Source organism: Pseudomonas sp. AC211, assembly GCF_979258055.1.
In genome coordinates this window covers 3,618,721-3,642,729 of sequence record NZ_OZ409830.1, presented here as the reverse complement: position 1 = coordinate 3,642,729, position 24,009 = coordinate 3,618,721, and the positions used below count along the sequence as shown (strand labels likewise).

20 protein-coding genes and 1 pseudogene are annotated in these 24,009 nt (G+C 62.5%); 12 read left to right on the top strand and 9 right to left on the bottom strand.

What is annotated here, in order from left to right; genetic code table 11:
* Window positions 1-30 precede the first annotated feature (30 nt).
* A complete protein-coding gene (locus ACZZZP_RS17240) occupies window positions 31-303 on the bottom strand; it encodes a hypothetical protein (RefSeq protein ID WP_463536737.1) in 273 nt (90 codons plus the stop codon).
* A 146-nt stretch (window positions 304-449) separates the two neighbouring features.
* Window positions 450-800 (bottom strand): hypothetical protein, encoded by a 351-nt coding sequence (locus ACZZZP_RS17235; RefSeq protein WP_463536736.1) that lies wholly within the window; start codon window positions 798-800, stop codon window positions 450-452.
* Here ACZZZP_RS17235 and ACZZZP_RS17230 point away from each other — a divergent pair.
* From ACZZZP_RS17230 to ACZZZP_RS17220, 3 genes are all read left to right on the top strand, one after another.
* Window positions 799-2,151 (top strand): TolC family outer membrane protein, encoded by a 1,353-nt coding sequence (locus tag ACZZZP_RS17230; protein WP_463383566.1) that lies wholly within the window; start codon window positions 799-801, stop codon window positions 2,149-2,151. The two genes, ACZZZP_RS17235 and ACZZZP_RS17230, sit on opposite strands and share 2 nt — an antisense overlap.
* Before the next feature lie 454 nt (window positions 2,152-2,605).
* Complete coding sequence (locus ACZZZP_RS17225) at window positions 2,606-4,753, top strand: type I secretion system permease/ATPase (RefSeq protein WP_463384739.1); 2,148 nt, start codon at window positions 2,606-2,608, stop codon at window positions 4,751-4,753.
* Window positions 4,743-6,095: an HlyD family type I secretion periplasmic adaptor subunit gene (locus ACZZZP_RS17220; RefSeq protein ID WP_463383565.1), complete on the top strand. Its 1,353-nt coding sequence runs from the start codon at window positions 4,743-4,745 to the stop codon at window positions 6,093-6,095. The genes ACZZZP_RS17225 and ACZZZP_RS17220 overlap by 11 nt, the downstream gene beginning before the upstream one ends.
* Before the next feature lie 837 nt (window positions 6,096-6,932).
* On the opposite strand, the gene ACZZZP_RS17215 is transcribed toward ACZZZP_RS17220, so the two are convergent.
* Window positions 6,933-7,967, bottom strand: a complete 1,035-nt coding sequence (locus tag ACZZZP_RS17215; protein WP_463383564.1) for an AraC family transcriptional regulator — start codon at window positions 7,965-7,967, stop codon at window positions 6,933-6,935.
* 7 nt (window positions 7,968-7,974) lie between these two features.
* Window positions 7,975-8,889 carry a GGDEF domain-containing protein gene (locus ACZZZP_RS17210; protein WP_463383563.1) on the bottom strand — a complete coding sequence of 305 codons (915 nt, stop codon included), beginning with the start codon at window positions 8,887-8,889 and terminating at the stop codon, window positions 7,975-7,977.
* A 406-nt stretch (window positions 8,890-9,295) separates the two neighbouring features.
* Between ACZZZP_RS17210 and ACZZZP_RS17205 the strand changes: the two genes are divergently transcribed.
* From ACZZZP_RS17205 to ACZZZP_RS17180, 6 genes and pseudogenes are all read left to right on the top strand, one after another.
* On the top strand, window positions 9,296-11,803 hold the full coding sequence (locus ACZZZP_RS17205; protein ID WP_463383562.1) for a TonB-dependent receptor: 2,508 nt from the start codon (window positions 9,296-9,298) through the stop codon (window positions 11,801-11,803).
* A gap of 63 nt (window positions 11,804-11,866) precedes the next feature.
* On the top strand, window positions 11,867-13,816 hold the full coding sequence (locus ACZZZP_RS17200) for a phytase (protein WP_463383561.1): 1,950 nt from the start codon (window positions 11,867-11,869) through the stop codon (window positions 13,814-13,816).
* A gap of 88 nt (window positions 13,817-13,904) precedes the next feature.
* A complete protein-coding gene (gene tolQ, locus ACZZZP_RS17195) occupies window positions 13,905-14,612 on the top strand; it encodes a protein TolQ (RefSeq protein WP_122493993.1) in 708 nt (235 codons plus the stop codon).
* 10 nt (window positions 14,613-14,622) lie between these two features.
* Entirely contained in the window at window positions 14,623-15,066 is a 444-nt protein-coding gene (tolR, locus tag ACZZZP_RS17190; RefSeq protein WP_122452696.1) for a protein TolR, read from the top strand.
* A pseudogene (locus ACZZZP_RS17185) lies at window positions 15,063-15,856 on the top strand (energy transducer TonB). Before tolR ends, ACZZZP_RS17185 begins: the two are co-directional and overlap by 4 nt.
* Window positions 15,857-15,899: 43 nt before the next feature.
* Window positions 15,900-17,852: a PhoX family protein gene (locus ACZZZP_RS17180; protein ID WP_463536735.1), complete on the top strand. Its 1,953-nt coding sequence runs from the start codon at window positions 15,900-15,902 to the stop codon at window positions 17,850-17,852.
* Between the two features lie 24 nt (window positions 17,853-17,876).
* On the opposite strand, the gene ACZZZP_RS17175 is transcribed toward ACZZZP_RS17180, so the two are convergent.
* Together ACZZZP_RS17175 and csrA are read right to left on the bottom strand one after the other, a co-directional pair.
* Window positions 17,877-18,113 (bottom strand): hypothetical protein, encoded by a 237-nt coding sequence (locus ACZZZP_RS17175; RefSeq protein WP_122493991.1) that lies wholly within the window; start codon window positions 18,111-18,113, stop codon window positions 17,877-17,879.
* A gap of 17 nt (window positions 18,114-18,130) precedes the next feature.
* Complete coding sequence (csrA, locus tag ACZZZP_RS17170; RefSeq protein ID WP_463383559.1) at window positions 18,131-18,304, bottom strand: carbon storage regulator CsrA; 174 nt, start codon at window positions 18,302-18,304, stop codon at window positions 18,131-18,133.
* Window positions 18,305-18,495: 191 nt separating this feature from the next.
* On the opposite strand from csrA, the gene ACZZZP_RS17165 reads away from it, so the two are divergent.
* Window positions 18,496-18,639, top strand: coding sequence for a hypothetical protein (locus tag ACZZZP_RS17165; protein WP_463536734.1), 144 nt, complete (start codon window positions 18,496-18,498; stop codon window positions 18,637-18,639).
* 25 nt (window positions 18,640-18,664) lie between these two features.
* Complete coding sequence (locus ACZZZP_RS17160) at window positions 18,665-18,961, top strand: hypothetical protein (RefSeq protein ID WP_463536733.1); 297 nt, start codon at window positions 18,665-18,667, stop codon at window positions 18,959-18,961.
* A gap of 25 nt (window positions 18,962-18,986) precedes the next feature.
* Here the strand turns inward: ACZZZP_RS17160 and ACZZZP_RS17155 are convergent, their stop codons facing one another.
* The gene (locus ACZZZP_RS17155) at window positions 18,987-19,547 is read right to left on the bottom strand and encodes a DUF3077 domain-containing protein (RefSeq protein WP_122493988.1); all 561 of its coding nucleotides are present in this window, start codon (window positions 19,545-19,547) and stop codon (window positions 18,987-18,989) included.
* Window positions 19,548-19,706: 159 nt separating this feature from the next.
* Window positions 19,707-21,542, bottom strand: a complete 1,836-nt coding sequence (locus ACZZZP_RS17150) for a diguanylate cyclase (protein WP_463383557.1) — start codon at window positions 21,540-21,542, stop codon at window positions 19,707-19,709.
* Window positions 21,543-21,716: 174 nt separating this feature from the next.
* Between ACZZZP_RS17150 and ACZZZP_RS17145 the strand changes: the two genes are divergently transcribed.
* Window positions 21,717-22,505, top strand: coding sequence for a DeoR/GlpR family DNA-binding transcription regulator (locus tag ACZZZP_RS17145; protein ID WP_463383556.1), 789 nt, complete (start codon window positions 21,717-21,719; stop codon window positions 22,503-22,505).
* A gap of 7 nt (window positions 22,506-22,512) precedes the next feature.
* On the opposite strand, the gene ACZZZP_RS17140 is transcribed toward ACZZZP_RS17145, so the two are convergent.
* Window positions 22,513-23,958 (bottom strand): SulP family inorganic anion transporter, encoded by a 1,446-nt coding sequence (locus ACZZZP_RS17140; RefSeq protein ID WP_122493985.1) that lies wholly within the window; start codon window positions 23,956-23,958, stop codon window positions 22,513-22,515.
* Window positions 23,959-24,009 lie beyond the last annotated feature (51 nt).

Genomic DNA, 24,009 nt, shown 5'->3' with positions numbered 1-24,009 from the left:
TCTCGGGCTGCACTTCGCCTGCGGTTTCGCTCAGCAATACAAAACTGCGGCCACCACCCGCTGCACCACCGGCCGCGCCACCCGCGCCAGGGCCAGCAGCAGTAGCAGGAGGTCTTGAGTCGGGTCGGCGCCGGCGACGATGGCGCGCTGCACGTCTACCACTTCAGCACGGGCCTCGGCGGCGCTTTGGGCCGTCGCTTCGGTGATGGGGCTTGCCGAATCGGCGCTGCTCCACTGCGTGTCGCGACCCAGATCGAGCGTGCGGCCGTCGGCCAACGCCAGTGTGGACCATGCCGCCGGCACCGGTATCCAAGGTGTCGCCTACATACAAGCGGTCGCCTTCGACCAGCACGCGATGAGCGCCCTCGGCGGATGTCGCGATAACTTGGCCAACAATGCTTTTAACGATGGCGACGACGGTGCTCATGTGAAGACTCTCCCTGGAAACTTCAGGTAAACGGCAGTGCAAAAGGGTGGTTTGGGTCAAGCGGCCGAACGGGTAGCAGCAGATCAGGCAAGGATCTTGCCAGTACAAATAGTCTGAAAGTTGGCGTCATTTGTTTGGCGTATATGTCGATTTGGTCATCTTTTTGCCAAACTATTGACCAATTTTGCGACATCCTAAACAATCCATTCCGTAATGTCACTTTGATAGTAATGTGAAATCGGACGGTTGGAATTGAGAAGCCGGTCTCACTTATTTTTTTGGCATCAAAACCAATAAAACATCTGCCGCTGTCGTGCCCATCACAAGCCTGTAGTTGGCGTCCGTAGTAGGTTTCAGGGGAAATACTCACCATGCGTTTTGGTCTTTTTGCGTTGCTGCCGCTTGCGGTAAGTGCCAGCTTTTCTGTGTCCGCTCAGTCGCTTCAGGAGGCTATGCAGCAAGCGGTCACCGACCACCCTGAGGTTCACGCGGCAGTTAACCGGCGCCTGGCTGCTGACTCCGGCCTGCGTGCTGCCCAAGGCGGCTACCTGCCAAAAGTGGATGTGTTGGCCGGTTATGGCCGCGAAGGCACCGACAACCCATCCAGCCGCGCCGAGGCTGGCAGCAACGATTGGAATACCCTGAACCGCGGTGAATCGACCGTGCGCTTGAGCCAAATGCTGTTCGACGGTTTCGCCACCTCCAGCGAAATCGGCCGCAACAAAGCCACCGTCAACTCCCGCGCTTACGCCTTGCTCAACACCTCCGAGCGCACCGCCTTGACCGTCGCCCAGGTGTACCTGGAAATGCTCACCCGTCAGGAACTGGTGCGCTTGGCCCAAGACAACCTCACCAGCCACGAACGCATTCACGACCAGATTCGCCTGCGCACCGACCGCGGGGTAGGGCGGCTGGCCGACCTCAACCAGGCCGAAGCGCGCCTGGCCCAGGCTCGCAACAATCTGATCACCGAGCAGACCAACCTGGTCGATGCGCAAACCAACTTCTACAGCGCCGTGGGCGCCGACCCGGTTGACCTGCAACAGCCCGCCACCGGCGTGCAACTGCCGGAAACCCTGGCTCAGGCGCGTCAGCAGTTGATCGAAAACAGCCCCGTGCTGCGCTCGGCTGAAGCGGATATCGCCGCTGCCGAAGAGCAATACAACGCCGCCAAATCCACCTACTACCCACGTTTCGACGCCGAGTTGGGCCGCTCCGCCAACAACGACATCGACGGCCAGGACGGTCACTACAACGAATGGGAAGCCATGGTGCGCATGCGCTACAACCTCTACAGCGGCGGCAGCGACAAGGCCACTCTGGAAGCGCGTTCCTACCAGGCCGGTGAGGCGCTGGACATCCGCAACAACGCCCTGCGTCAGCTCAACGAAGAACTGGGCCTGGCCTGGAACGCCCTGAGCAACGCCCGCGCCCAGCTGCCGATCGCACAGAAATACGTCGACGAAACCAGCGAAGTGCGCAACGCCTACCAGAAACAATTTGGTCTGGGCGAACGCACCCTGCTGGACCTGCTCGACAGCGAAAACGAGCTGTTCAGCGCCCAGCGCCGTCTGGCCGAAATCAAACTGGCCGAGCAGTACACCCAGTACCGCCTGCAAGCCACCCTCGGCACTTTGCTGAAAAGCCAAGGCGTTGTGGCGCCGATGGAGACGGTGGTGCAGAACGACGTGAAGCCGAAGATTGCGTTGCCGGGGTTGAACTGACACCCCTCGTTAGCGGGAACATTTATCGCGGCTAAAGCCGCTCCCACAGGGTGCGATGTGCCTCTGTGGGAGCGGCTTTAGCCGCGATTGGTGATGCAGGAGACCTCAACCTCGCCCCAGCGGGAAAATTTATCGCGGCTAAAGCCGCTCCCACAGGGTGCGATGTGTCTTTGTGGGAGCGGCTTTAGCCGCGATGGGTTGATGCAGGAAACCTCAACTCGCCCTAGCGGGAAATTTATCGCGGCTAAAGCCGCTCCCACAGGGTGCGATGTGCCTCTGTGGGAGCGGCTTCAGCCGCGAGTGGTTTATGCAGGAAACCTCAACTCGCCCCCTCGCCGACAACCAGCTAAAGTCCAGGCACCCTTGTTGCATTGCCCTACATCGTCATCAGACGTTGCCGATACAACTGGCTCAAGTACACCCCACCTCCAGCGTCAAGAGTGTTTAGCGTGGAATCAGACGTTCGCCCCCCCAGCCTCACCATGATCCCCGTGCTCAGCATGACGACCCTTTGCTCGACAGCCTCATGTCGCTGTGCGCGCTGCATCAGAAACCTGTCAGCCGCGCCATGCTTACCACCGGTCTGCCGCTGCCGGCCCAGCGCCTGAGCGCCGATTTACTGCCACGCGCCGCTGCCCGCGCCGGGCTGCAAGGCCGTTTGCTGCAACGCAAACTCGCGCAAATTCCCGCCATGGCATTGCCCGCCATGCTGCTGCTTAAAGACGGCCGCAGCGCCATTCTGGTGGCCATCGACGCCACGTACGCACGCCTGCTGCTGAGCGAAAGCGACGGCGGCGAAGTGCAAGTGGCCGTAGAAAAACTGCAGGCCGACTACAGCGGCCAAGTGTTCTTCGCCCAGCCGCAACACAAATTCGACGCCGACAACGGCTCGCTTATTCCGCGCACCTCGTCGTGGTTTCGCGACACGCTCAAACGCTCGCGCTGGTTGTACGCCGACGCCATCGCCGCCAGCCTGCTGATCAACGTCATCTCGCTCGGCGCGCCGCTGTTCGTGATGAACGTGTACGACCGCGTAGTGCCCAACCAGGCCGCCGCGACCTTGTGGGTGCTGGCCATCGGCATCAGTGGCGCGTACCTGTTTGACATCCTGCTGAAAAGCCTGCGCGGGCTTTGCCTGGACCTGGCCGGCAAGAAAACCGACCTGATCATTTCCGCCACGCTGTTCGAACGCATCGTCGGCATGTCGATGAAATATCGCCCCAAGCGCGTCGGCAGCTTTGCCCAGAACATTCATGAATTTCAGACCCTGCGCGATTTCCTCGCCTCGCTGACCCTCACCAGCCTGATCGACCTGCCTTTTACCTTGCTGGTGCTGCTGGTGATTGCGCTGCTGGGCGGCCACTTGGTGTGGATTCCGGTGATGGCCTTCCCGCTGGCCTTACTGATCAGCTGGGCGCTGCAAAAGCCGCTGACCGAAACCATCGAGCGCAGCATGGCGCTGGCCGCTGAGCGTCAATCCAGCCTGATCGAAACCCTCGCCGGTCTCGATGCGGTGAAGGTCAACAACGCCGAAAGCGAACGCCAATACCAGTGGGAGCAAACCATCGGCACCCTCAGCCGCCTGGAACTGAAGGCGCGCATGCTGTCGAACCTGGCGATGAACTCGACCATGCTGATTCAGCAGTTGGCCGGGGTGATCATGATTATTTTCGGCGTGTACCAAATCATCGACGGCAACCTCAGCATGGGCGGCCTGATCGCCTGCTACATGCTCAGCGGCCGCGCGCTGGGCCCGCTGTCGCAACTCTCCGGTCTGCTTAGCCGTTATCAGCAAGCCAAGGTCACCATGGCCTCGGTCGACCAGATGATGGACCTGCCGCAAGAGCGTCAATCCGACGATCGCCCGCTGACCCGTCAGCGCGTGCAGGGCGCCATCGAACTGCGCCAGCTCAACTTCAACTACCCGCAGCAGCAGAACACCGCGCTGATCAACATGAACCTGGTGATTCGTCCGGGCGAGAAGGTCGGCATCATCGGCCGCAGCGGCTCGGGCAAAAGCTCGCTGGCCAAGTTGATCGTCGGCCTGCATCAAGCCGACTCCGGCAGCCTGCTGATCGACGGCGTGGATATGCGCCAACTCGACATCAGCGAACTGCGGCACAACATCGGCTACGTGCCGCAAGACATCCACCTGTTCAGCGGCACCTTGCGCGACAACCTGGTCAGCGGCGCCCGCTACGTGGAAGACGAACTGGTGCTGCAAGCGGCCGAACTGGCCGGCGTGCATGAATTTGCCCGCCTGCACCCGCAAGGTTACGAACTGCAAGTAGGCGAGCGCGGCCATCAGCTGTCCGGCGGCCAGCGCCAGAACGTCGCCCTGGCCCGCGCACTGCTGCTAGATCCGCCAATTTTGCTGCTCGACGAACCCACCAGCGGCATGGACAACACCGGCGAAGTGCACCTCAAACAACGCCTGCAAACGATGATTGCCAACAAAACCGTGCTGCTCATCACCCACCGTTCTTCCATGCTCGACTTGGTGGATCGCCTGCTGATTATCGACAAAGGCCAGATCATTGCTGACGGGCCAAAAGGTGCCGTTATGGACGCTCTGAAGAAGGGGCAAATCAGTGTCGCTTAAAAGCCTCGCCCGTTACTTCAAAGGCCGTGACTCGCTCGAAGGCGAGCCGCTGCCAGAACTCAGCAAAGCCCTGGTTGAAGATGCTCCGCGCGTGGTGCGGCTGACCATTTGGGGCCTGATCGCCTTCTTCGTATTTATGTTCGGCTGGGCGCATTTCGCCCAGATCGACGAAGTGACGCGTGGCGACGGCAAAGCCATTCCGTCGTCAAAAATTCAGAAGATCCAGAACCTGGAAGGCGGCATCGTTGCCGAGCTGTTTGTGCACGAAGGGCAGATCGTCAAAGTCGGCGACCCGCTGGTACGCCTCGACGACACCCGCTTTGTTTCCAACGTCGGCGAAACCGAAGCCGAGCGCCTCGGCTGGCAACTGCGCGTCGACCGTCTGGTGGCTGAAACCGAAGGCAAGCCCTTGGTCATCAACCCGGAAATCAGCAGCAAAGTGCCAAGCCAGGCCGCCAGCGAACTGGCCCTGTACCAAAGCCGCCAGCAGCAACTCAGCGACGAAGTGGCCGGTCTGCAACAGCAGCTTGTGCAAAAGCAGCAGGAACTGCGCGAGTTTCAATCCAAGCAGGAGCAATACCGCAACAGCCTGACCCTGCTGCGCCAGGAAATCGCCATGAGCGAGCCGCTGGTGGCCCAGGGCGCGATTTCGCAAGTGGAAGTGCTGCGCCTCAAACGCGCCGAAGTGGAAAACCGTGGGCAGATGGATGCCACCAGCCTGGCCATTCCCCGCGCGCAATCGGCCATCACCGAAGCCGAGCGCAAAATCGACGAAACCCGTGGCAAATTCCGCAGCGACGCCCTTACCCAACTCAACGAAGCACGCACCGAACTCTCCAAATCCCAAGCCACCGGCCGGGCCCTGGAAGACCGCGTAAACCGCACCTTGGTCACTTCGCCCGTGCGCGGCATCGTCAAGAGTTTGCTGGTCAACACCATCGGCGGCGTGATCCAGCCGGGCAGCGACCTGGCCGAAGTGGTGCCGCTGGACGACACCCTATTGGTAGAAGCGCGCATCCGCCCGCAAGACATCGCCTTCCTGCATCCGGGGCAAGAAGCCGTGGTGAAATTCACCGCCTACGACTACACGATTTACGGCGGCCTGAAAGCCAAACTCGAACAGATCGGCGCCGACACGGTGACCGACGAAGACGGCAAAACCACCTACTACCTGATCAAACTGCGCACCGATAAAAGCCACCTCGGCACGGATGAAAAACCCCTGCTGATCATTCCCGGCATGGTGGCGTCGGTGGACATCATCACCGGCAAGAAGAGCATCTTGAGCTATTTGCTTAAACCGATTTTGCGCGCCAAGGCTGAGGCGTTGCGGGAGCGGTGATAGCCTTAAGCGCGAGCTTCTCTACCGCGCTCGTTATCAGATCCTCCGTCATCCTCGCGAAGGCGGCGGTCCGACGATTCGGGATCCAGAGTCTTAAGCCTTGCACGGTGGATGTGCAGCGGGATTCATTACCGCGTGTGCTGAGCGTTTTTGTTTCGCGCCTTACGCGCGAGCTTCTTTTGGCATTGCCCCAAAAGAAGCCAGAAGGTCTAGCCCCTACCTTGGCCCTCCGCTGCGCTGCGGGTTCCCTCCTTCCGTCGCCGCTCCGGGGGCGCGGCGAGACGGGCCATCCTTGGCCCGACACGCCTCTCGCGGCTCCCGGCCGCTCAACCCCCTCCACGGCGACTCCACTCGGCCTGCGATAAACGGTGCGGGGTAAGTCACAAGCCAGATCAAAAGCGGATCAAGAGCAGATCAACAACAAATCTGACCCTGCCGCTGATTCTGTGGGAGCGGCTTTAGCCGCGATGCTTTTGACTGGCTTTGGATCTGTTTTTGATCTGGCTTGTGATCTGCCCGCCCCATTCATCGCGGGCCGAGTGGAGTCGCCGTGTAGGGGGTTGAGCAGCATGGATGCTGCGAAAGGAACATCGGGCCATGGATGGCCCGTTGTGACGTGCCCCTGGAGCGGCGACGGAGCGAGGGAAGTCGGAGCGCAGCGTAGACCCAAGGTAGGGGCTAGCGTTTTTGGTTACTTTTGTCGCAATGACAAAAGTGACTCGCGCGTAAGGCGCGAAACTAAAACGTTCAGCACACGCGGTAATGAATACCTCCACAACACACGACGCAACGCTCCTCCAACTGTAGGAGCGGCTTTAGCCGCGGTGCCCTTGACCTTCACCCCCGCAACACCGCCAACAGGGCACTGGGCGCCAACCCCGTCCAGCGCTTAAACGAGCGCCGAAAATTCGTCGCGTCGTGAAACCGCAAATGACTGGCCACTTCGTCATTGCTGTAGCCCTTGAGCTGATACAGATACAACGCCACCAACATCCGAATCTGGTCGTGCTGTTCCTGATAGCTGGTGCCATGTTTGTGCAGTTTGCGTTTCAGCGTGGCCGGGCTCATGGCAAAAGCTGCCGCCGCATGGTCGAGGTTGGGCGCTTCGCGTACGTGGCGAAATAACCAGCGTTGCAAGGTGTCGAGCAAACTCGCCTCGGCACCCAAATCATGCAGTTGCTGACGGGCCTGTTGGCAGGCGACCTGCGCGGTGCTTTGCACGGTTTGCGGCCAGGCGCGGGTGAGGCATTCGCGTGGCAGACGCAGCAGGTTGTAGGGTCGGTTGAAGTGCAGGTCTTCGCCAAGGTTGACCCAGTACTGCTCGATATAGCGCGGCGGCGCCTGGCGGAAGTGGCATTGCCAGGGCAGGTGCTCACCGCCCAGGCGCCGGCTCATGGCGACCACGGCGGTCATGTTGGCTTCGAGCAGAAACCGCGCCTGGCTGCCGGCGCCGCAGCTGTCGAGCCAGTACACATAGGCGTGCTGTTCATCCAGCAATAAGCGCGGGCTCAGCAGGGGCGAGAGCAGGGCGCGTAATTCGCCGAGCAGTTCCAAGGCTTGTTGCAGATTATTGGCCAGCGCCAAGGCCTGGCTGGCGGCGCCGTGGTGGCCGGGCAGCAGGCGTTGGCCGAATAGAAAGCTGGAGTCGTCAGCGCCGAGCAAGCGCTGGGCGTTGTCGATCAGGGTGAGAAATTGCGTGGGGCTGATCAGCGTCTCGGCGTTGGGCACGTCTTCCACGAACAAGCCGGTGCCGCGCAGCAGTCGGTGGCTGTCGATGCCGCGCGACAGGCACAGCTCGATCAACGTTGCCGGCTGCTGATGCGCGGCGATGATGCGGCTGTCGCATTCGTACCAGGGGCAAGGCACGGTCATGGCTGCCTCACGCGCTCAGGGCCAAGGGCCGCTTGGCTTTGGCCAACGCCAGGTTGAGCCGTTGCAGCAGGCTGTCCGGGGTTTCCTGCAGGGCCATGACCGTGGCGACCGTTGCGCTCAGTTGAATGCGTTCGCCGTGCTGGCGCGACTTATGCGCCAGGTGCCGCACGGCCTCGGCCAACTCGCCGGCGAACTGCGTGGCCAGGGTTTCGCCGGTGGCCGGCAGCAGCACCACAAAGCGGTCGCCAGCCAGGCGGCAAAGCAGGTCTTGTTGGCGCACGTTGAGCAACAGCAGCTGGGTCATGGCTTGCAGCACGCGGTCGCCTTCGTCGTGGCCGTAGCGCTGGTTGATGCCGTCGAAATTGTTGATATCCACCACCACCAACGACAGTGGCTGTTGCGCCTGGGCGCTGTGTTGCACGCTCAATTGCAGTTGCCGACGCAGGTAGTCGGCACCGCCCAGCGGCGTGAGTTTGTCGAACAGCCGATGTTCGCGGAACAGGCGCTCACGCTTTTCCATTTGCTGAGAAATGGCCAGTTGTTCGTGGTGCCAGTGGTAGATGCCGTAGGTCAGAAATAGCAAGCCGACGGGCATCGGCCCTGACTCCAGCCAGTGATCCCACACCACGCTGTCGGGCAGGCGAATAAATTCGTCGAGCAGGTCGATCCACCAGGAAAAGAACACGCAGCTCAGGCCGATGGCGAGCAGGTTGGTCACCCGTCCGGCCGGGCGGCTTTTCAGGATCAGCCCCAGCCAGACCAGCGCCAACAACGCCGAACCGCCTTCGCCGATCACATCCAGCCACACCCATTCGGCCATCGCCTTTAAATCGCCCGCCGCCAGGTGCAACAGCAAACCGAGGTTGGCGGCCAGGAACAGCGCCGTAAGTTTGAGGCGGTGGTGATGAAGAAGGTTGGACATCGACGGGCTCCCGGAAGGCGGCGAACCCGAGTCCCTGTAGGAGAGGCTTTAGCCTCGATGCTCTTAACGCAAGCGCATCGAGGCTAAAGCCTCTCCTACAAGAAGCCAGGTCGCCGAACTGATGCCGCTCAGCTAACCAGCGCTTTATGACGCTCAGGTTGCAGCGGGGGAGGTCAATTGGGCTCAGGCATTCGTGCGGTTTTTTCGCGTCACGACGGCGCGCTGCCATAAGCCGTGGCCCGTGGCGGTAAAAGGCCGGGTCATTTCAGCCCATTTGCACCCGTTAACTGCGCCAAACCCCCGGTTTTACTGGGTTGGCGGCCTGCGCTGTCACAGAAGCGTCATGGCCGCTGCCTAGCGTGTCGCTCCACTTGCCGGGTCCTGCCGGCCTCTTGGGGAGTTACCGATGACCAGAAGTTTTCGCCACGCCCGCCGCGCCGGGCATGCCCTTAGTGCGCTAACCCTGGCGATGGCCGCCAGCGCCGCGTGCGCCGTCGAGCCGTCGGAGACCGAGCACGTCAACGTGGTCGGCCAGGCCGTGAGCATGGACAAAGCGATCAAAGAGCAGCGCACCTCCGATGCCGTGAAAAGCGTGGTCAGTGCCGACGGCGTCGCCCAGTTGCCCGATGAGAACGTCGCTGAAGCGGCGCAGCGGTTGCCGGGCGTGAGCGTTGAGCGCGACCAGGGCGAAGGACGTTTTGTCAGCGTGCGCGGTCTGGGGCCAGACCTGAACAGCGTGAGCATCAACGGCACGCTGATTCCCTCGCCCAACAGCGGCACCCGCGCGGTGGCGTTGGACGTGCTGCCTTCCGAGCTGGTGCAGTCGCTGAGCGTGATCAAAACCCTTACCCCGGACATGGACGCCAACTCCCTCGGCGGCACCATCGAGGTCCAAAGTCTTTCCGCGTTCGACCATAAAGGCCTGTTCTACACCGGCAGCGTCGAGGGCAGTCACGACGACAACACCGGCCAGAACAGCCCGAAAGTGTCCGGCGCAGTAAGCGACCGTTTCAGCCTGGGCGAGGGCACCAACAACTTCGGCGTGGCGGCGGCGGTGAGCTGGGGCAAGCGTGATTTTGGTTCTGACAACGTCGAAACCGGCGGCGCCTGGGACTTCAGCGACGGCGCCAAGCTGGAAGAATTCGAACAGCGCGACTACGACATCACCCGCGAGCGCACCGGCCTGGGCCTGAACTTCGACTACCAGGCCGACGACTACAACAGCTATTACCTGCGCACCCTTTACAGCCGCTACAAAGACAGCGAAACCCGCAACGCCGCCGGCGTCGAATTTGCCGACGCGCAAGCCGCTGGCGAGCTGGGCGAAAGCGAAGGCTGGCGCGAGCTGAAAAGCCGTGAGGAAACGCAAAAGATTCAGAGCTACGTGCTTGGCAGCGAGCATCTGCGTGGCGACTGGACCATCAACGCCCAGGCCGGCTGGAGCGAGTCCAGCGAAGACAGCCCCGGCCATATCGCCTCGGCCACGTTTGAGGGCACCGACGATTTCGCCGACAGCGGTTTTAGCAGCACGCGCAAACCGCGTTTGAACATTGGCAGCGACTTCTACAATCCGGCCAATTTCGAACTCGACAGCGTCGAGTGGGAAGAGCAGAACACCACCGACACCGAGAAAAACATCAAGCTCGATTTCGCCCGCGACTACGAGCTGGCCGGCAACACGGCGCAGGTGAAGTTCGGCGGCAAACTCAGCCGCCGCGACAAAGACAACGACACCGACAGCTGGGCGTATGAGGACTTCGACGACTTCGGCATCACTGACGACGAGTTGTCGCTGACTCAACTCACCAAGGGCACCGTGCACTACGGTCTGGACAATTTCGGCCCCGGCATCAGCGCCGGCTCGATCAAAAACCTGCTCGGTCGGCTGGACCGCAGCGAGTTTTATGACGAGGAACAATCGCGCGTAAACGACTTCGACATGAGCGAAGACATCAACGCCGCGTACTTGATGCACACCGTCGACGTCGACGACTGGCGCATCATCGCCGGCCTGCGCTACGAGGGCACCGAGTTCAAAGCCAAAGGCACCGGCATTGAAGACGGCGATTTCGTCTCCAGCGAAGCCGACAGAAAGTACGACCACTGGCTGCCAGGCCTGCACGTGCGCTACCAGATCGACAAGCAAACCCAGGTGCGTTTCGCCTGGACCAACACCGTCGTGCGCCCGACCTTCGAGCAACTGGCGCCGGGGTTTGTGATTGATGGCGACGAAGCCGAATTCGGCAACCCGGATCTCGATGCGCTGGAGTCGAGCAACTTCGATTTGGGCATCGAGCACTACCTGAATGACGACGGCGTGGTCTCGGCCTTCGTGTTCTACAAAGACATCGAAAACTTCGTCTACAACACCGACCTGGCCGGCACCGGCCGCTGGGCAGCGTTCGATCAGGCCAACACCTTCGCCAACGGCAACAGCGCCGATCTGTACGGCCTGGAATTGGCCTGGCAGCAGAAGTTCAGCAGCCTGCCGGCGCCCTGGAATGGCTTGCTGATGGGCGCCAACGCCACCTTCAGCCGCTCCGATGCGCAGATCGAAGGGCAGGGGCAAAAGCGCGATATCGACTTGCCGTTTCAGTCCGACAGCGTTGGCAACCTGATGCTCGGTTGGGAAAACGACACGCTCAGCCTGCGCCTGTCGGCCAACTACAAATCCGATTACCTGTTCGAGGTGGCCTCGGTCGACGACAAAGCCCACGACCTGCACGTGGACGACCAGACCTTTGTCGACTTCACCGCGCGCTATTTCCTGACCAAGAACCTGCAATTGTCGTTCGAGGCGCAAAACCTCACCGACGAGTCGTACTACGTGTACACCGGCAGCCGTTCCTACAACGCGCAGTACGAGGAATACGGTCCGACCTACAAGCTGGGCCTGACCTTCACCCACTTCTGATCCAGCCCGCGCGCCCCCGTGCGGGGCGCTGTGGCGTGTGCGTTTTGTTTAAGGACACCGTGAATGACACCGTTGTTTAGCACCCCCTGGTTTGCTCCCACCTTGCTGGCCGCCGCGTTGCTGCTGGCCGGCTGCGATGGGCTGCCGAAAACATCCGAAACCAAGCCAACCGTCAACCTGTCGCCTTGGGGCGCGTCGGCAAAAGTGAAGGCCGAAGACGTGCGCTTTCTGCCGGCCGATGTACGCGACGGCAGCGACCTGCGCCTGGCCGCCAGCGAGCGCAATGGTTTGCTGTTGCTGACCGGCGACGGCGCCGAGCTGGCACGTTTGCCGGGCGCTTATAGCGGGCTCGACAGCCGCTCTCTGGGCAACGACGTGCTGGTGGCCAGCGTCGACGGCGCCACCCAACAAGCGGCATTGGTGGTGCTCGACCCGCGCACGCGTGAGTGGGGCAAACCGCTGTTGTTGCCGGCGCGCGATTACGCGGTGTCGGGCCTGTGCCTGTACCGCGACGAAGCCGCCAACCTGCATCTGTTTCTGCTCGGCGAAGACGGTAAGGGCGAGCAATGGCTAGTGGGCAGCGGCGCACGCATGAACACGGAACCGCTGCGCCTGCGTGGCCTGCCAACGCCACCGGGCGCCGAGTATTGCCATGCCGATGACGCCGCCAATCGCCTGTATGTGAACGAAGAAAACGTCGGCCTGTGGGCGTTCTCGGCGGCGCCGGAAGCCGATACCGCACGGGTGCCGGTGGATATGCGCGCGCCGTTCGGCAGCCTGGCCGGCAGCCCGCAAGCGATGGTCAGCCTGCCCGGCGGCTTGGTGGCGTTGGACGCCGAAAGCGCCACGTTGAATCTGTATCAGCAAGACGCCGAGCAGTGGAAAAGCGTCGCCAGCCTGCATCTCGATGGCCTCACGGAGCCCGAGCGCCTCGACGCCCGCGTGACTGCCAACGGCCTGGAATTGCTGGTGGAAGACGGCGAGCAAAAACGCGTCTATCACGGCCAGCTCAACTGGAAGCCGACACCGCAACCCTTACCGCCGCGTTTGCCCAATGTCTCGGCGCTGCGCCAGACCGAACCGGTCGGGCGCCAGGGTGATGCCGCGGATGATCCGGCCGTGTGGCTGCACCCGACGCAGCCGCACCTGTCCCGCGTGCTCGGCACCAACAAAAAGCAGGGCCTGTTGGCCTACGACCTCGACGGTCGCTTGCTGCAAGAACTGCCCGTGGGGCGCTTGAACAACGTCGATGTGCGCGCCGGTTTCACCCTCGCGGGCAAACCGATTGACCTGGCAGTGGCCAGCAACCGCGATCGCAACAGCATCAGCCTGTTCGCCATCGACCGCGCCACGGGTGCGCTGCGTGAGGCCGGCGAGGTTCGCACGCCGGTGGCGGAAATCTACGGCATCTGTCTGTTCCAGCCGGCGCCCGGCGAGCTGTATGCGTTTGCCAACGGCAAGGACGGCACCTTTCTGCAATACCGCCTGAGCGACGTGCAGGGCCAGATTCAGGGCCAGCAGGTGCGCCGCTTCAAGGTCGACAGCCAGCCCGAAGGCTGCGTCGCCGATGACCGTCAGCAGCGTTTGTTTATTGGCGAGGAAGATGTCGGCGTGTGGACGGTGGATGCGCGCCCAGACGCCTCGGGCGAGCTGACCAGCGTGCTCAGGGTTGGCGATGTGCTCAAGGCCGACGTTGAAGGCATGGGCCTGTACCAAGGGCCGCGCGGCAATTACCTGGTGGTGTCGAGCCAGGGCAACGACAGCTACGTACTGCTTGATGCGCAGCCGCCGTTTGCCGTGCGCGGCGCGTTTCGCGTTGGCCTCAATGGCGCGTTGGGTATCGACGGCGCCTCGGAAACCGACGGCCTGGAAGTGACCGGCGCCAACCTCGGCGGTGCCTGGAGCGAGGGTTTGCTGGTGGTGCAAGACGGCCGCAAGCGCATGCCCGAGAGCACGCAGAATTTCAAGCTGGTGCCCTGGAGTGATGTCGCCAAGGCGCTGCGCCTGCCGTAGGCGCTGTCATCAGTTCGCAACATCCACGTAATCGAATAGCCGATCACAACCCCGCCACGGCGGGGTTAGAAAAAGAAGGAGCCGCACCATGCACAGCACCCTCGAACAGATGAGCGTCTGGAGCCTGATCAACGATGCCTCGCTGCTGGTTAAAGGCGTGATGCTGATTCTGCTGCTGGCCTCGTTGGTCAGCTGGTACCTGATCGTGCAACGCAGCCTGTTGCTGGGTCGCACCGAGCGCCTGCTTAAAGCGTTTCAACTGCGCTTTCGCAACAGCAACGACCTGGCGCAACTGCACCGCGACAGCGGTGAAAACGCCGACGACGACGCCTGCCTACAGCGCATTTTTCACGAAGGTTTTAGCGAATACAGCCACCTGCGCCGCGAGCCCGGCATTACGCCTGAAGCGGTGGTCGATGGCGTGGAGCGTCGCTTGCTGGTGAGCATCAGCGAGGAGCAGGAGCGCTTGGAGAAGGGCTTGGCCTTTCTCGCCACCGTCGGCTCGGTGAGCCCGTACATCGGCCTGTTCGGTACGGTGTGGGGGATCATGAATTCGTTTATCGGTTTGTCGCAGGTGCAGCAGGCCACGCTAGGCACTGTGGCGCCGGGCATTGCCGAAGCGCTGATCGCCACCGCCATCGGCCTGTTCGCGGCCATTCCGGCGGTGATCGCCTACAACCGTTTTGCCGCTCGCGTGGAAACCCTGAGCACGCGTTTCTACAGCTTTGGCAATGAGCTGCAAGGCCGCCTGCACCGCGCCTTGCAAGCCTCCACGCGCCTCGCGCACGCGGCCTGAGGAGTTCGCCATGCGCAAGCCTCAACGCAAGCACGGCCCGAAAGCGGAAATGAACGTGGTGCCGTACATCGACGTGATGCTGGTGCTGCTGGTGATCTTTATGGTCACCGCGCCGATGCTCACCCAGGGCGTGAAAATCGAATTGCCCAAGGTGGCCGCCCAGGCTTTGGCGACGACAAGCCAGCAGCAGATTCTCACGCTCTCGGTAAAAGCCGACGGCGGCTACTACTGGAATGTTGGCGCCGAGCTGGACAGCCACGAGCAGCAAGACAGTGCCGTGGGCCTGGAGGAAATGACCGCCAAGGTCGGCGCCATCATTGCCAGTCGCGGCGACACTCAGGTGTACATCCGCGCGGACCACAACACCGACTACGCCACGGTGGTGGCCGGCATGGCGGCGCTGCAAAAAGGCGGCGTGCGCAACCTCGGCCTGATCACCGAGGCGCCGCAATGAGTGCTGCGCTGATGCCAAGCCTGCAACCGATGCCGAGCCTGCAACTGCCCAACCGCAAATGGCTGCGTCAGGCGCTGGCGATGGGCGTTGCCGTTGGCCTGCATGGCTTGGCGGTGATGGCGTTGGTCAGCCATTGGCAACCCACGCGGCCGCCTGAGCCGCAGGTGCAAACGCTGACCACGCAGTTGATTACCTTGGCACCGCCTGCGCCTTTGCCCGAGCCAGTTCAAGCGCCAGCGCCGCCCGAAGTCATCAACCCGCCGCCGCAGCCGGTCGAAGTCGCCAAATCCGTTGAGCCGGTTAAAACGCCGGCCAAGCCCACGCCGGTTATTGACCACGCCGCCCTGGCGCGCAAGCGCGTGCAGGAGCAGGAAAAAGCGCAGCAACAGCAGCGTGAGCAACAGGCCCAAGCGCGCCAGATGGAGCAGCAACGCCAGGCCGAACAGCAACGCCAACAGCAAGCCGCCGCTGCCGCCGCGAAGCCAGCGCCCGCGCCGCCGCCGACAAGCTGGCGGCCGAGAGTCGCCCGTATCTGCCTGTAAGCAAGGAAGCCCCGGAGTACCCAGACAAAGCGCTGGAAAAAGGCATCGAAGGCGACTGCACCGTCACCTACACCGTCACGCCCCAAGGCCGCGTCGATAACCCGCAAGTGCTGGGGCAATGCCACCCGCTGCTGGTGCGGCCATCGCTTGCCGCCGCGCGCACCTTTCGTTACCAGCCACGTATCGTCGACGGCCAGGCCGTGAGCGTGGCCAACGTGAAAAACACCTTTCACTACCGAATCGAGTAGTCCGTTTGCCGGACTGTTTTTCTCTTTATTTGCGAGCCTTGCCATGCGCCACGATCACCAGCAGTTTCATCAACAACTGGAAAGCCACGACGACATCGCCATCAACCCCAGCAGCAACCCGAGCCTGGCCGAGCTGTTGAATCCCAGCCGCCGCAATGTGCTCAAGGGCGGGCTGAGCGTGGCGATTCTGGGCTTCTTCGGTGGCCTGGGTGCGTGCAGCAAAGCGGGCGCCAGTCCGTTGCTGAACTTCAAAGGCGTGCCCGTGCAGCTCGACCCGAACTTCGACCGCGTGCTGGTGGCCGAGGGGTATCGCGCCGTGCCGTTTTTTTCTTGGGGCGACCCGGTGGAAGCTGGCGCGCCGGCTTGGAATCCCGACGCCAGCGACGACTGGCAAGCGCAGTTGAAACAGGCCGGCGACAACCACGACGGCATGGATTTCTTCGCCTTCCCAGGCGAAACCGACCGTGGCCTGCTGGTGATGAACCACGAATACATCAACCCGCACCTGCATCCTTCCAGCACCATCGACCAGAGCAAGCCGCGCGCGCTGAACGAAGTGCGCAAGGAACAGGCGGCCCACGGGGTGTCGGTGATCGAGGTGAAGAAGGGCGCCGATGGCCAATGGCAGCGCGTGCTTGATTCGGCTTACAACCGGCGCATCAGCATGCTCACCCCCATGCGCTTAGCCGGCCCGTTGGCCGGTCATGCGCTGATGCAAACCGCCAGCGATCCGAGCGGTTTGGAAGTGCTCGGCACTCTGAATAACTGCGCCACCGGGGTCACGCCGTGGGGCACGTTTTTGACCTGCGAAGAGAACTGGCCGAATTACTTTATCAACCGTGACCAGGCTGACTTCGCCCAGCGCGTCGCCCATAAGCGCTATGGCCTGGCGAGCAGCGGCACCAGTAAAAACTACGCCTGGGAAACCGCCGACCCGCGCTTCGACGCCACGCCAGACGCCAGCCAACCCCACGGCGGCCATGTGAATGAGCCCAACCGTTTCGGCTGGGTGGTGGAAATCGATCCGTTCGACCCCGCAGCGCAGCCGATCAAACGCACCGCTTTCGGCCGCTTCAGCCGTGAGTGCGCCGCGTTGAGCCTGGGCGACGACGGCAAGATGGCGTTCTATTCAGGCGATGACGCCAAGGGCGAGTACATCTACAAATTCGTGCCGACGGGTAAGCACGACGCCAGCAACCCCAAAGCCAGCCGCGACCTGCTCGACAGCGGCACGCTGTATGCCGCCAAGCTCAATGCCGACGGCAGCGGCGAGTGGCTGGCGCTGGTGCACGGGCAGAACGGGCTAAGCGCCGAGAACGGTTTTGCCAGTCAGGCCGAGGTGCTGGTCAATGCGCGTGCGGCGGCCGACAAAGCCGGCGCCACGCCCATGGACCGCCCGGAATGGGCGGCCGTGCACCCGCGTACCCGCGAGGTGTACGTGACCCTCACCAACAACGACGGACGCGGCACTAAACAGCCGTTGGACAAAGCCAACCCGCGGGCGCAAAACCTGCACGGGCACATCCTGCGGTTTAACGAAAAAGACGCCAATCCGACGGCTGCCACGTTTACTTGGGAGCTGTTTTTGCTCGCCGGCGAAGCGCAGGGCAGCAAGGGCAAAGATGGCAAGCCGGTGGCGGCCAACCTGACGGGCACCATTAATGGCGACGTGTTGTCCTCGCCCGATGGCCTGGCATTCGATGCGGCGGGGCGGTTGTGGATTCAGACCGACTACGACGACGTCGACCCGGCCATGCAGAACATGGGCTGCAATCAGTTGCTGTGTGCTGATCCGTCGAGCCGTGAGGTGCGGCGTTTTCTGGTCGGGCCGCGTGGCTGCGAGATCACCGGGTTGGCCTGGAGCCCGGATGGCAAGGCGATGTGGGCGAACATCCAGCACCCCGGCATCAGCTTTCCGGCCAGCGACGGCAAAACCCGCCCACGCTCGACCACGCTGCTGATCACCCGGCTGGATGGCGGGGTGATCGGCGCGTAATTCGAATAAGGGATGGGGGACTGCTCAGGAGAAATACAGGGTGGTCTTGGCCTGCTGAGTGACTGTGCCGGAGAGCTCTTCCCCGGCAAAGCGCACAATCACGTAGCTGGCACCGGTGGGTAATTCCCAGTCGGTGGCGGCGGCGGAGTAAACGCCTAACCGCTCTTCGCGAATAACGGTGGGTTTGCTCAGCTCGATGGACCCTTGAGCGAAGCAGAAAATAATATCGGCGGGGCCCTCATGCAGAATGCGGCGCGACATGGGTGGCTCTCATTGAGTCAGGCGGGGGCAGTGGAGGGTTGTCGCTTTTTCGCGTCGTCCCGCATGATCGCCACTTCTTTAGGCGCAGCAATGCCGATACGCACTTGGTTGCCATTAACCTCCACCACGGTGACCGAGATGTCAGTACCAATCTGAAGTGTTTCGCCAACGCGGCGGGTGAGTATCAACATGAGCGTGCTCCAGTGGTGCCAGAGCGCCTCGGAAATGGCACTCCCTATTGATAGCTCTGACTCGATAGTTTGCGCAGAGGTTTCAAGAATTTTTGCCAAACCTTGGGCGGGCGTTTCAGTCCGCTGCGCTCTGTTGCCCCGCCAGGGCGTCTGCTTAAATCACCAAGCCCTTAACTGCCGCGAGTTCTTCCATGGTGTTCAGCGTTAGCCGTTTGCCAAGCCGCCTGTTCCTGGCGGCGATTGTTTCCCTGCTTTCGCCGTTGGCTGTTGCTGCCTGCACGGTAACTACCTTGCCCGGAAGACTGGCCCGCAGCGTCGGCGCGCTGGGACGGTGAGTGCGCCGGCAACGTAGCCGATGGCTTGGGTGTGTTGAAGGAAGTGCAGGGCGCGCAGGTGATGCGATTGGTCTTCGGTCGCGCCGCCCATGGCGAGCTGCAACAGGGTGTGCTCGATTTGCCCGAAGGCGGGTTTATGGCGGGCCGTTTCGATCACGGCCAGGTGGTGGCCAGTGATGACCGGCAAACGCTGATCGATGCGTTCAACGTGGCTGCCGATGCCGCCGGGGCGGTCGCCGCCCGTTACGAAAGCGCCGGCAATGGTGGCTCGGCGCAGTTCTATCGGTTGAAGGAGCGGACGCTGCGCAACCAGCTGGATTGAGTGCGCCCGTCCGCTGCCCGCGCGCTTATGCCGTCAGCGCGTCGATCTTCGCTAAGGTCTTGGCGTGCTCTTCGTTTAACTCCGACTCGCCAATCAGGTCCGCTGCGAGGCGGGCTTTGCGGCTGACCAGAATAATGTCGGGCACCTTGCGTTCAATGCGGTCCAGCGCCTCGCGCATGGCATTGGCGCTGGGGAACGGCCCGAAGCGCCCGAACGGCGCGCGCTGCACATGCATGTCATCAAGGATGAAATACGACAGGTAACCGGCTTCGCGCGTCCAGGCCGATTGGCTGCCAAGCATCGCCGATGCCGGTGAGGTCATGTTGCCAATCAGCGAGTCGACCACCGTTTTGGCGGACTGCAAGGTGTGGTGGGTCAGCCAGGCGGCGTTGTCTTGCAGCGGCAGGTTGCCGACGGCGGCGTCGAGAATGCCGTCTTCCATGCTGGTGAGCAGGCACGACACGCTGTGCAGGGCGTCGAGCAGCGGCACATCGGGCGTTACGCTAAACAGCCCGCGTGAGTATTCGACCTGGCCGGTGGAATGGAAGCGGTGGCCGTGTTCAGTGGTGATGCAGTGCTTGGTCATGCGGCGAGTCCTTTCCGTTGTAGCGCGAAGTGCGCGTACGCAGAGTGGCGCGCACGGCGCAAGGCTCGGAAGAGGAAGGCGATCAACGCCGCGTAGGATCAAAAGGGCGTTGCCGGGCGGCCGTTCGCTGAAATCGACCGCAAAGCCACACAGGCCCGGCTACGGCGCGCTGATGCGATTACGGCCCTGTTTTTTTGCTTCGTACAAGGCGGCGTCGGCCTGTTGCACCAGCAACTGCGGCGACGTGTCGGCGCTCGGTTCCAGGCTGACCACGCCAACGCTTACCGTCACATGGCCAAGCGGCGAGGCCGCATGGGGCAGCTGCAAGGCGGCGATGGCCTGCACCACTTTGCGCGCCATCGCCTGGGCGCCGGCCGTGTCGGTCATGGGCGCAAGAAACACGAACTCTTCGCCGCCGTAGCGCGCGACCAGATCACTGGCGCGGCACACGGTGGCGGCCAGCGCCTTGCCGATTTGCTGCAAGCAGGCGTCGCCGGCGGGGTGGCCGTAGTGGTCGTTGTAGGGCTTGAACCAGTCGACGTCGAGAATCGCCAGGCCCAACGGCGAGCCGATGCGCTGCGCACGCGCCCATTCCTGGGTCAGCACCTCGTCGAAGCGGCGACGGTTGGCGATGCCGGTGAGGGCGTCGGTAAGACTCAGGGTTTCCAGTTGGATGTTGAGTGCTTGCAACTGCTCGGTGCGCTCGGCCACGCGCTGTTCCAGTTCGCGTTCGGAGTGCTGCAGGGTGTGCACCAGTTGTTCCTGGGTGTGCAGCAGTTGCTCGCGCACGCGGGCTTTTTCCCGGCGCAGCACGTTGTAACGGTCGGCGAGGGCGAAGGCCAACAGCAGCATTTCCAGGGCTGAGCCCAGTTGCAAACCGTCTACGGTAAACAGGTTGGTGGGCATGATCCCCATGGCGCGCAGTGAGGTCATGGCCCCGCCGAGCATGAGCAAAGCAAACGCACCGAGAAAGAAATAAGCGCTGCGCTGGCGTTTTAACGCCGCCGCGATGCCCACGCCTACCACCACCAGCGCAGTGACGAGGTTGAGCACAATGCCGGCGCGGGAAAACAGCGGCAACGCTACGGCATAGGCGATGGGCGTAAGCAGGTACAGCGCGATAAAACCGACCAGCACGCGGTCGGTGCGCGGCAGCAACTGCGCGGTGGCGAGCATGCGCCGCATAAACAACAGCATGGCGGCCAGTGCCAGCGAAGTGGCCGAGTAATAGACCACGTTGGCATTAAGCGGCACGCCGGCCAGTTGCAGGTCCGGCGCCAGGCCATTCTTGATTGCCAGGGCGGCGAAGGTCAGCGTGGCAAAGGTGACATAGAGCAAATAGATGCGGTCGCGCAGCGACACCAGCAGCATCAGGTTGAACAAGATCATCGCCACGGCAATGCCGAAATACCACGCCTGGCCGGCGTAGTCGTCACGCTCGTGGGCATGAAAGGCCTCGGGCGCCCATAGCTGCAGCGGAATCAGCAAGCCAACGGCCGATTGCATGCGCAGGTAAATAACCTGCTCGCTGTTGGCGGGAACCGTCAGCGGGAAGATGAAGTTGCGGTTGGCGTACACCTTGGTGTCGGCAGGTACATCGGAGCCGGTGATAACGGCGCGGTATTGTCCCTGGCCGTCGGGCAGGTACGCCTGAATATGGGAGATGCGCGGGTTCTCCACCGCCAGCATCCTGTGCAGCGTGGTGCTGCTGGTGTTGCGCAGCGGCACGCGCAACCAGTACGCCGAACGGGTAAAACCCAGGCCCAGGGCGCTGGTGGCCGGTAAGTCGGTTTGGAAGCGGTTTGCCCAATCGGGCTGTTGCACATCGGCGAGGGTGAGGGTGCCGGTGGGGTCTTCGAGCAAGGCGATAAAGGCGGTCAGCGAAGCCGGCTGCTCGCGCACGTCGACGACATCCAGCGGCTCAGCCGCCCGCAGCGGCGCCGAACTCAGGGCAATCATCAGCAGCACGCCGTTGACCAACCACCGCCAACTCAAGCAACAACCTTGCATGGGACTAAACCAGAGGCCAGTAAGGCCGGGGAGTCTACAAGAGCGGCGGCGCTGATCGCAAAAGCGCCGGAAAGGTCGCCGTTGTATTTGCCTGAATGCCCCGCTAGGCTTGCGCTTATTCAGCGAAAAACGCACAAACCCGCATAAGCAGGCATAACCATGCAGAGTCAACACACCGTTACCGATTTACCGCAAGTTCGGCGCCAGAAGATTCTGCTGATGTTGGAGCGTGATGGGCGCGTATTGGCGAGTGAATTGAGCGCGCATTTCGAGGTGTCAGAAGACACCATTCGCCGCGACCTGGCCGAGCTGGCCGGCGCCGGCCTGGTGCAGCGCGTACATGGCGGCGCGCTGCCACGGCCCAAGGATTCCGGGAAAGATTATTTCGCGCGGCTGAACGATAGCGACGACATGAAACGCCAACTGGCGCAATTGGCCGCCGAGCGCGTGCAAGACGGCCAAGTGGTGATTTTCGATTCCGGCACCACGCCCCTGCATATCGCCCGCGCGTTGCCGCTGGATATTCGCCTGACCGCCATCACCGCTTCGCCGATGACCGCCGTAGCGTTGGCCGAGTATCCCGGCATCAACGTGATTGTGGCGGGCGGGCAGCTCAATCCCACCACCATGGCCACCAACGGCCGCGAGGCGCTGGAGTTGATTCGCAGCGTGAAGGCCGACCTGCTGTTTATCGGCGTGTGCGCGTTGCACCCGGACATCGGCCTGACCACGCCTCGCTTCGAAGAAGTGGAATTGAAACAGGCGCTTCTGAACAGTGCCTCGCAGGTGATCGCCGTGACCACCGCCGACAAACTGGGCGCTGTGGAGCCCTTTGTGATTGCGCCCTGCACGCGGGTGCACACGCTGTTCACTGAAGCCCGTGTGCCTTCTGGTGACATCGAGGACTATCGGCGCGTCGGGCTTGAAGTGGTGGTGGCCGACGCCTGATCGGCGATTAAGCGTGCTCGGCGCCGGCGCGCTTGAGCAGCTTTTTGCAGCGCTCGGATAAATGCACCACGCGCAGATGTTTGCCGGCTTTGCTGTAGCGCTCGCGCAGGGTTTTTAGCGCGGCGATGGCCGAGTAGTCGACAAAGCTCAAGTGCTGGCAGTCGAGCGTGACGTGCGCCGGGTCTTGAGCGGGGTCGAACTGATTGAGGAACGGCGTCGTCGAGGCAAAGAACAAGGTGCCGTGCAGGCGGTACAGCTTGCTGCCGTCGGGTTCCAGGTGAATGTCGGCGTACAGCTCACGGGCGTGCTGCCAGGCGAAGTTGAGCGCGGCAATGATGATGCCCAGCAGCACGGCGGTGGCCAGGTCGGTGAACACGGTGATTACCGTCACCGCCACGATCACCAACACATCGTTCAACGGCACTTTGTGCAGCACCCGCAGCGAGGCCCAGGCGAAGGTTTGCTGCGACACCACAAACATCACGCCCACCAATGCGGCCAGCGGAATGCGCTCGATCAGCGGCGACAGAAACAGCACGAACAGCAGAATCATCACCCCGGCGACCACGCCTGACAGCCGCCCTCGGCCGCCGGAGCTGAGGTTGATGACGGTTTGCCCGATCATCGCGCAGCCACCCATGCCGCCAAAGGCGCCCGACACCATGTTCGCCGCGCCCAACGCCACGCACTCGCGGTCGGGGTAGCCACGGCTTTCGGTCACTTCATCGGTGAGGTTAAGGGTGAGCAGCGTTTCCAGCAGGCCGACCATGGCCATCAGCAGCGCATAGGGCGCGATGATTTTTAGCGTCTCGACGGTCCAGGGCAGGGCGGGCAGGGCAAACGTCGGCAGGCCGCCGGCGATGTGCGCCATGTCACCGAGGGTGCGGGTGGGCAGGTTCAGCAGATACACGGCCAGGCCAACGCTGAGAATCGCCACCAAGGCCGGCGGCACCGAACGGGTCAGGCGCGGCAGCAGATAGACGATGGCCATGGTTAGCGCCACCAGGCCGAGCATCAGCGCCAACGGCAAGCCGTTCAGCCACTGCTCGCCGCTTTTGAAGTGCTCTAACTGGGCCAGCGCAATGATGATCGCCAAGCCATTCACAAATCCCAGCATCACCGGGTGCGGCACCATGCGCACCAGCTTGCCCAGGCGCAACAGCCCGAACAGCACCATGATCGCCCCGCCGAGCAACACCGTTGCGAGCAGGTATTGAACGCCGTGCTGCACCACCAGCGCCACGATCACCACCGCCATCGACCCCGCCGCCCCCGACACCATGCCAGGCCGCCCGCCAAATAAGGCCGTGAGCGTGCAGATGATAAAGGCGCCATACAGGCCCATCAGCGGATTGAGGTGCGCCACCAAGGCAAAGGCGATGCACTCCGGCACCAACGCGAATGAGGTAGTAAGGCCGGCGAGGAGGTCGGCGCGAAGGCGAGCGGGTTTCATGGCAGCGGCTGCGGTACGGCAAAAAGGGGGGCGGATAGTACGGAAAATAGA